Genomic DNA, 6918 nt, shown 5'->3' on the forward strand with positions numbered 1-6918 from the left:
CGCGTGGGTCCAGCCCCGTCCCGCCCGAGGCGTTCCGCTGACGGAGGCCCCCGCCCGCGTGCTGCCCTCACCTGAAGGCGCCGCCGTGGTGGGCGTGCCCCTCCGAGCCAGCGTGTCCCGCGTCGCGGTGCGCCCCGGCCAGCATGTGAAGAAGGGCCACGTGCTGATGGAGGTGCACATGCCCGAGGCCGTCCAGGCTGCGGGACGTCACCAGGCGGCGACGCTCCGTCGTGAGGCCTACGCCCGGCGGCGAGAGCAACTGCTCGCCCTCCAATCACAAGGCATGGCGCGACTGACGGAGCTGGCCGAAGCCGAGACACACCTCGCGGAGGCCCAGGCCGAAGCACAGGCCGCGCTCGCGCTGCTCGCGGTGGCGGGACTCAACGCCGCGGACACGGCCGCCGTGGCGCGCGGGGGCCCGGTGCCGCTGCGCAGTCCCGTGGAGGGAATCGTCACCGAGGTCTCCGGCGTGCTGGGAGAGACACGTGAAGGCGGAGGCGCGCCACTGGTGCGCATCATGGGAGAGGGTGAAGCCCTGCTCGAAGCCCGCTTCGCCCGCACCCTCCCCGCCGAGGCGCGCTTCGAGCTGGTGCTCCCCGGAGAGGCCCCTCTATCGCTGAAGGAAGCCGGCCGCGCGCCCGCCGTGGACTCGCGCGATGGCACCACGGCCACGTGGTTCATCCCGGAGACGCCGCGCGCCCTGCCCTCGGGCCTCACCGGCAGGGTGCGCGTGCGCGCGGACAGCCTGCCGGGCGTCAGCGTCGTCCCCGCCAGAGCACTGCTGCTGGAGTCCGGCCGCGCGGAGGTGCTGGTGCGCACCGCGGCCGGCTTCCGCCGTCAGCCGGTGGAAGTCGTGGCCATCTCCGGCGCGGAGGCCCTGGTGCGTGGAGCCGCGGAAGCAGACGTGGTGGCCGCGGACGCGGGGGCCCTGCTCCTGGCGGAGGGCACGCGATGATCTCCCGCCTCGTGGAAGCCAGCGTCCGGCATCGAGGCCAGGTGCTCGCGCTGACGGCGGTGCTCGCCATCGCCGCGGGCGTGGTGGCGTGGCGCCTGGAGCTGGACGCGCTGCCCGACATCACCACCCATCAGGTCCTCATCCTCACCCGGGCCCCGGGCCTCACGCCGGAGGAGGTCGAGCGGCTCGTCACCCGTCCCATCGAAACCGCTCTCGGCGGCATCCCCGGCCTCGTCGAGCACCGTAGCCTCTCTCGCTATGGCATCTCCTCCGTCACCGCCGTCTTCGAGGACTCCGTGGACGCCTACCGCGCGCGCCAGGGCGTGCAGGAGCGCCTCAACGGGCTCGCCTCCAGCCTCCCCCTCGGCGTGGAGACACCGCAGCTCGGCCCCCTCACGGGCGGCCTCGGGGAAGTCCTCCACTTCACGCTGGGCTCCCCCCTGCGCACACCCGCCGAGCTGCGCGAACTGGCCGAGTTCCGCGTGGCCCCGCTCCTGCGCGCCGTCCCGGGCGTCGTCGAGGTGAACAGTTGGGGAGGTCAGCAGCGCACGCTGGAGGTGCGCGCGGACGCGGCGAAGCTCGCGGCACGCGGGCTGACACTCTCCGACGTGCGGGACGCGCTGGAGGAGGCCTCGGGCGCGGTCCCCGGAGCCAGCCTCCCCGCCGCGGAGCGCCAGGTCCTGGTGCGCGCGGTGGCCCGTCCCCCGGGGGCCACGGAGCTGGGCGGCGCCATCATCCGCACGCCCGACGGCGCCACCGTGCGCATGTCGGACGTGGCCGAGGTCGTCCCGGGCGCCCTGCCCCGCATCGGCACCGCCACCGCCAATGGCCGGGGCGAGACCGTCTACGTCATGGTGCAGATGCTCCGCGGCGCCAACGCCCTGGACGTGGTGGAAGCCCTCCACACCCGCATGCCCGACGTGAAGGCCGCGCTCCCCGAGGACGTGCGGGTGGACCTCGTCTATGACCGTGGCGTCCTCGTGCGCGGCACGCTGCGCACGGTGGCGAAGAACCTCGCCGAGGGCGGCCTGCTCGTCATGGTGGTGCTGCTCGCCCTGCTGGGCAGCCTCCGGGCGGGCCTGCTCGTCGCCTCGGCGATTCCGCTGTCCATGCTGGGGGCCGCCCTGGGCATGGTGCTGCTGGGCATCCCCGGCAACCTGATGAGCCTGGGCGCCATCGATTTCGGCCTGCTCGTGGACGGCGCGGTGGTGATGGTGGAAGGCGTGTTCCATCACCTCGGTCACGCACGCAACCCGATGTCTCGCGAGGCGTGGCGCGACAAGGTGGGCTCGGTGACAGCCTCCTTGTCGCGGCCCGTGTTCTTCTCCGTGCTCATCATCATGCTCGTCTACGTGCCCGTGCTGTCGCTCACCGGCGTGGACGGGAAGATGTTCCGCCCCATGGCCCTCACGGTGGTGCTGGCGCTCGCCACCTCGCTGGTGCTGGCGCTCACCTTCATCCCCGCGGCGGCGAGCCTCGTGCTGCGCCCCCAGGACATTCCCGAGCGCGAGCCCTGGCTGGTGCGCGCCGTGGAGCGCGCCTACCGCCCGCTGCTGGAGCACGGGCTGCGCCGCCCCGCCTGGGTGGCGTGCAGCGCGGCGGCCCTGCTCGTCCTGGGCGTCGTCCTCTACCTGCGCGCCGGCATCGAGTTCACCCCCCAGCTCAGCGAGGGCGACCTGGTGGTGCAGACGACACGCGGGGGAGACATCGGCATGGAGGCCGCCGCGCGAGAGGCCGGCCAACTGGAGGCCGCCCTGCTGCGCCACGTCCCCGAGGTGACGCAGGTGGTGTCACGCGTGGGCAGCCCCGCGGTGGCCACCGACATCATGGGCCTGGAGCAGGCAGACGTCTTCGTCACCCTCAAGCCGCGCGAGCAGTGGCGCTCCGGCCTCACACCCGAGACACTGGTGGAGGACATGCAGCGCGCGCTCGATGCCCATGCTCCCGGCGGGGAGCCCTCCTTCACGCAGCCCATCCAGATGCGCTTCAACGAGCTGCTCGGAGGCTCCGTCACCGACGTGGCGGTGAGCCTCTACGGCGAGGACCTGCGCGAATTGCATCGGCTCGCGGAGGCCGTGGCCGCCAAGGTGACGGGCGTGAAGGGCGCGGTGGACGTGCGCGTGCTCGCGCCGCCCGAGGTGTCCCTGTTGGAGGTGGAGCCCCGTCCGCTGGACGCCGCGAGCGTGGGCTTCTCCGTGAGGCAGGTCCTGGAGGCGGTGCAGGGGGTGCGCACGGGCCTGGAGGTCGGCGCCACCTTCGACGGGCCCGTGCGCGTGCCCATCGTCCTGCGGCTCGGCGCGAATACGGAGGCCTTCTCGCTGGAGTCCCTGCCACTGCCCACCGCGTCGGGGAGCCTGGTGCCGCTGTCGCGCGTGGCGGACGTGCGGCTGACCTCCGCGCCGGCGCTGGTGAACCGGCAGGAGGGACAGCGCCGGCTGGTGGTGGGCTTCAACGTGCGCGGCGCGGACCTGGGCACGGTCGTGGAGACCGCCCGGGCGCGCGTGGCGACGGAGGTCCAGCTTCCGTCCGGCTACCGGGCCGTCTGGGGCGGCCAGTACGAAACGCTGACCGCAGCCACGCGACGGCTCTCGGTGGTCATCCCCGCGGTGGCGGTGCTCATCGTGACGGTGCTCATCGCGGCCTTCGGGCGGCTCAGGCCGGCGCTCATCATCTTCACGCACGTGCCCTTCGCCTGCGTGGGCGGCATGCTGGCGCTGGCGCTGCGAGGCATGCCCGTGTCCATTTCCGCGGCCATCGGCTTCATCGCCCTGTCAGGCATCGCGGTGCTCAACGGCGTGGTGTGGGTGTCGCGCCTGCTGCACCATGAAGCGGAGGGCCTGCCGGTGACGCAGGCCGTGCGCCTCACCGCGAGCGAGCGGCTGCGCCCGGTGGTGATGACGGCGCTGGTGGCCACCCTGGGCTTCGTGCCCATGATGCTGGCGCAGGGCATGGGGGCGGAGGTGCAGCGGCCCCTGGCCACGGTGGTGGTGGGCGGGCTGGTGACGTCCACGCTGCTCACCCTGGGCGTGCTGCCCTCGCTCTATCCGTGGTTGTCTCGGCGCCGCACCCGGGCCGGGCCCCTGGGCACGGCACCGGAGGAGCCCGCATGAAGCTGCTGCTGGTGGAGGACGAGGCGCGCATGGCCCTGCTGCTGCGCCGGGGGCTGTCCGAGGCGGGCCACCAGGTAGACGTGTGCGAGCGGGGCGAGGACGCGCTCCAGCAGGGGATGGACGTGCCGTACGATGTCGTGCTGCTGGACTGGAACCTGCCGGACCTGGACGGGCTGGCGGTGCTGCGGCGCTGGCGCGAGCGTGGACTGCGCACCCCGGTGATGCTCCTCACCGCGCGCGGCACGGTGGGCGAGAAGGTGGCGGGACTGCGCGCCGGCGCGGACGACTACCTGGCGAAGCCCTTCGCCTTCGAGGAGCTGCTCGCGCGGCTGGAGGCCCTGCACCGCCGGGGCGACACGGGCACGCCGGTGCGGAACATCGGCCCGCTGGTGCTGGACGCACGCCGACGGGTGCTGAGGCACGGGGACCAGGAGCAGCCGCTCACCGGGCGCGAGTTCGCCCTCTTCCAGGAGCTTGCCGGTCACATGGGCGAGGTGCACTCGCGCTCGGAGCTCCTCATGCGCGTGTGGGGTGACACCTTCGACGGGCCCCCCAACATCGTGGATGTGTACGTGGGCTACCTGCGAGGGAAGCTGGCCCGGCTGGGAGCGGGAGGCGCGGTGTCCCTCCAGTCGGTGCGCGGTGTGGGCTTCCGGCTGGTGGTGGGGGAGGCGCAGTGAGGCTGGCCGTGCGGCTGTGGCTGCTGGGCGCGGGCGTGCCGGTGCTGGGCGTGGTGCTGGCGTTGCTGCTGGCGGGCCAGCTCTTCGAGGCGTACCTGGAGCGCGTGGTGGACGATGCGCTGCTGTCGCAGGCCGCCGCGGAGGCGGTGAGCCTCTTCGACGGCCCCGGAGGGGAGCCCCACCTGCACATGGAGGACTCGCCGCTCTCGGACCTGGTGCGGTCCTTCACGCCGGTGGCGGAGGTGTACGGGCCGGACGGGCGGCGCGTGCTGTCCTTCCCGCCCACGGCCGACACGTCCAGGGAGCAGCTCCAGCGGCTTCCCGACACGGACGCGCCCCGGCTGGAGACGGTGCGCGAGGGCGACACGCTGCTGCGCCGCGTGACGGTGCGCGTGGTGTCTCCCCGGGGCGTGCCGTACGTGCTGCGGCTGTCCGCGTCACTGGCGTGGGAGGAAACGGCGGTGCGCGCCTTCCATGGCATCACCCTGGGGCTGGCCGGCCTGTTGGGGCTCGTGTTCTTCGGCTTGCAGACATGGCAGGCGCGGTGGCTGGAGCGCAGGCTCGCGGAGCTGCGCGGCCTCATCACCCAACTGCGCGAGGGCCTGTGGTCCGGAGCACCCGCTGGAGGGACGGCCCAGGACGAGGTGGCGGAGGTGGAATCCGCGCTGCGCGAGGCCGCGAAGCGCCTGTCGTCCGCGCGCGAGGCGCAGGAGCAGTTCATCGCCCGCGCCGCGCACGAGCTGCGCACACCGCTGGCGCTCATGCGCACGCAACTGGACATCGCGCTGTGGAAGGAGCGCGATGGCACCGAGCTGCGCGAGTCGTTGGAGGAGACTCGCCGCGAGGTGGAGCGCCTGTCCCTCCTGGCGGGCAACCTGCTGGACCTCGCCTCCTTCGGCCGTGGCACGTGGGAGGTGAAGCACGAGGACTTGCGCGTGCTGCTGGAGGATTCGTCGGCGGCGGCGCGAGCACAGGCGGAGGAGCAGGGCGTCTGGGTGACGGTGGACGCGCCGGAGCCAGCGCTGTGTACCCTCCACGCGAGCTCCGTGCGGCAGGCGGTGGACAACCTGCTGGCCAATGCGCTGCGCTTCGCCCCGAGCGGCACGGAGATCACGATGCACGCGGAGCGGCACGACGGCATGTGGCGGCTGACCGTGCGGGACAGGGGGCCCGGCATTCCTCCGGAGCACCGGAAGAGGGTGTTCGCCCCGTTCTACCGCGCGGAGCCCTCCGGCCGCGGCGCGGGCCTGGGGCTCGCGGTGGTGCAGGATGTGGCCCGGCGTCACGGCGGCCACGCTTATGTGGCGGAGACCCAAGGCCCTGGCGCAGAGGTGGTGATGGAGTTGCCGGAGGTGGGGCCGGCCACGCATTGACAGCCGTCACCCTGCCGGAGCGCAGCGAACAGGCACGGTCGCGCTTGTCTGTCCGAAGTCCTGAAAGTGACCAGGTGGTATCAATTTCCCGGCCCACCCAGCCGCCACACCGTGAACGTGTGCAGTCGCCGGCCCCGGAAGACTCCGGTGAGCTTCACCGGGCCCTCCACGGATCCGAAGCGTTGCACCAGCTCCTCCGGAGGCTCCGCGCCGTTCTCCGAACACCACAGCACGTCCTGCCCGGGCTTCAGGTCCAGCGGAGGCCAGACGTCGTACTGGCTCTTGCGCCGGGCCGGGCCCACCGTGTCCGTCTCCACGCCCGCGGCCAGGGCCACCTGCGAGGCCAACTGGTACGTGGGCGCGTACACCGCCGTGCGGCCCGGCTTCATGCCGGGGAAGAGCTGCTCGGGCGTGGCCAGCTTCTCCAGCGGACCCCAGCCATGCGTCCGTGACAGCAGCACGTCCCGCTCGAACGTCAGCACCGGGAACAACAGGTGTGACGTCACCGCGAGCGACACCGCCAGCCCACTCCACGCCGCCGCCCGCTGCCACGCCGGCCGCATGCCCGCGACGCCGATGCACGCCGCGAGGTACGCCGCCGCCGGCCAGTTGGCCTCGCCCCGTGTGCGCGCCGCCGCGTAGCCGAAGAACACCAGCGGCACCAGCGTCGCCATCCGCAACAAGAACTGCTCGCGCGGCCCTCGTACCGCGTACACCAGCGCCAGCGGAAAGAGCACCGGCCCACCCATGGCCAGCTGTCCCGCCAGGTACTCGCCGAACGCTGTCTCTTATACACAACT

General features: G+C 72.9%; 5 protein-coding genes. 4 read left to right on the forward strand and 1 reads right to left on the reverse strand.

Going from position 1 to position 6918, the window contains the following annotated elements; translation table 11 throughout:
* The 4 genes from D7X12_RS37175 to D7X12_RS37190 form a co-directional block, all read left to right on the forward strand.
* Positions 1 to 955, forward strand: a 955-nt coding sequence (locus tag D7X12_RS37175) for an efflux RND transporter periplasmic adaptor subunit (protein ID WP_120629940.1), incomplete at its 5' end; no start/stop codon positions are given.
* On the forward strand, positions 952 to 4065 hold the full coding sequence (locus tag D7X12_RS37180; RefSeq protein WP_120629941.1) for an efflux RND transporter permease subunit: 3114 nt from the start codon (positions 952 to 954) through the stop codon (positions 4063 to 4065). The genes D7X12_RS37175 and D7X12_RS37180, both read left to right, overlap by 4 nt.
* On the forward strand, positions 4062 to 4745 hold the full coding sequence (locus D7X12_RS37185) for a response regulator transcription factor (RefSeq protein WP_120629942.1): 684 nt from the start codon (positions 4062 to 4064) through the stop codon (positions 4743 to 4745). Before D7X12_RS37180 ends, D7X12_RS37185 begins: the two co-directional genes overlap by 4 nt.
* Positions 4742 to 6118, forward strand: coding sequence for a sensor histidine kinase (locus D7X12_RS37190; RefSeq protein WP_120629943.1), 1377 nt, complete (start codon positions 4742 to 4744; stop codon positions 6116 to 6118). The genes D7X12_RS37185 and D7X12_RS37190 overlap by 4 nt, the downstream gene beginning before the upstream one ends.
* Positions 6119 to 6198: 80 nt before the next feature.
* Here D7X12_RS37190 and D7X12_RS37195 read toward each other — a convergent pair whose 3' ends face one another.
* A complete protein-coding gene (locus D7X12_RS37195) occupies positions 6199 to 6867 on the reverse strand; it encodes a hypothetical protein (protein WP_244225012.1) in 669 nt (222 codons plus the stop codon).
* Positions 6868 to 6918: the final 51 nt, after the last annotated feature.

This window comes from Corallococcus sicarius (assembly GCF_003611735.1).
Classification (GTDB): Bacteria; Myxococcota; Myxococcia; order Myxococcales; family Myxococcaceae; genus Corallococcus; species Corallococcus sicarius.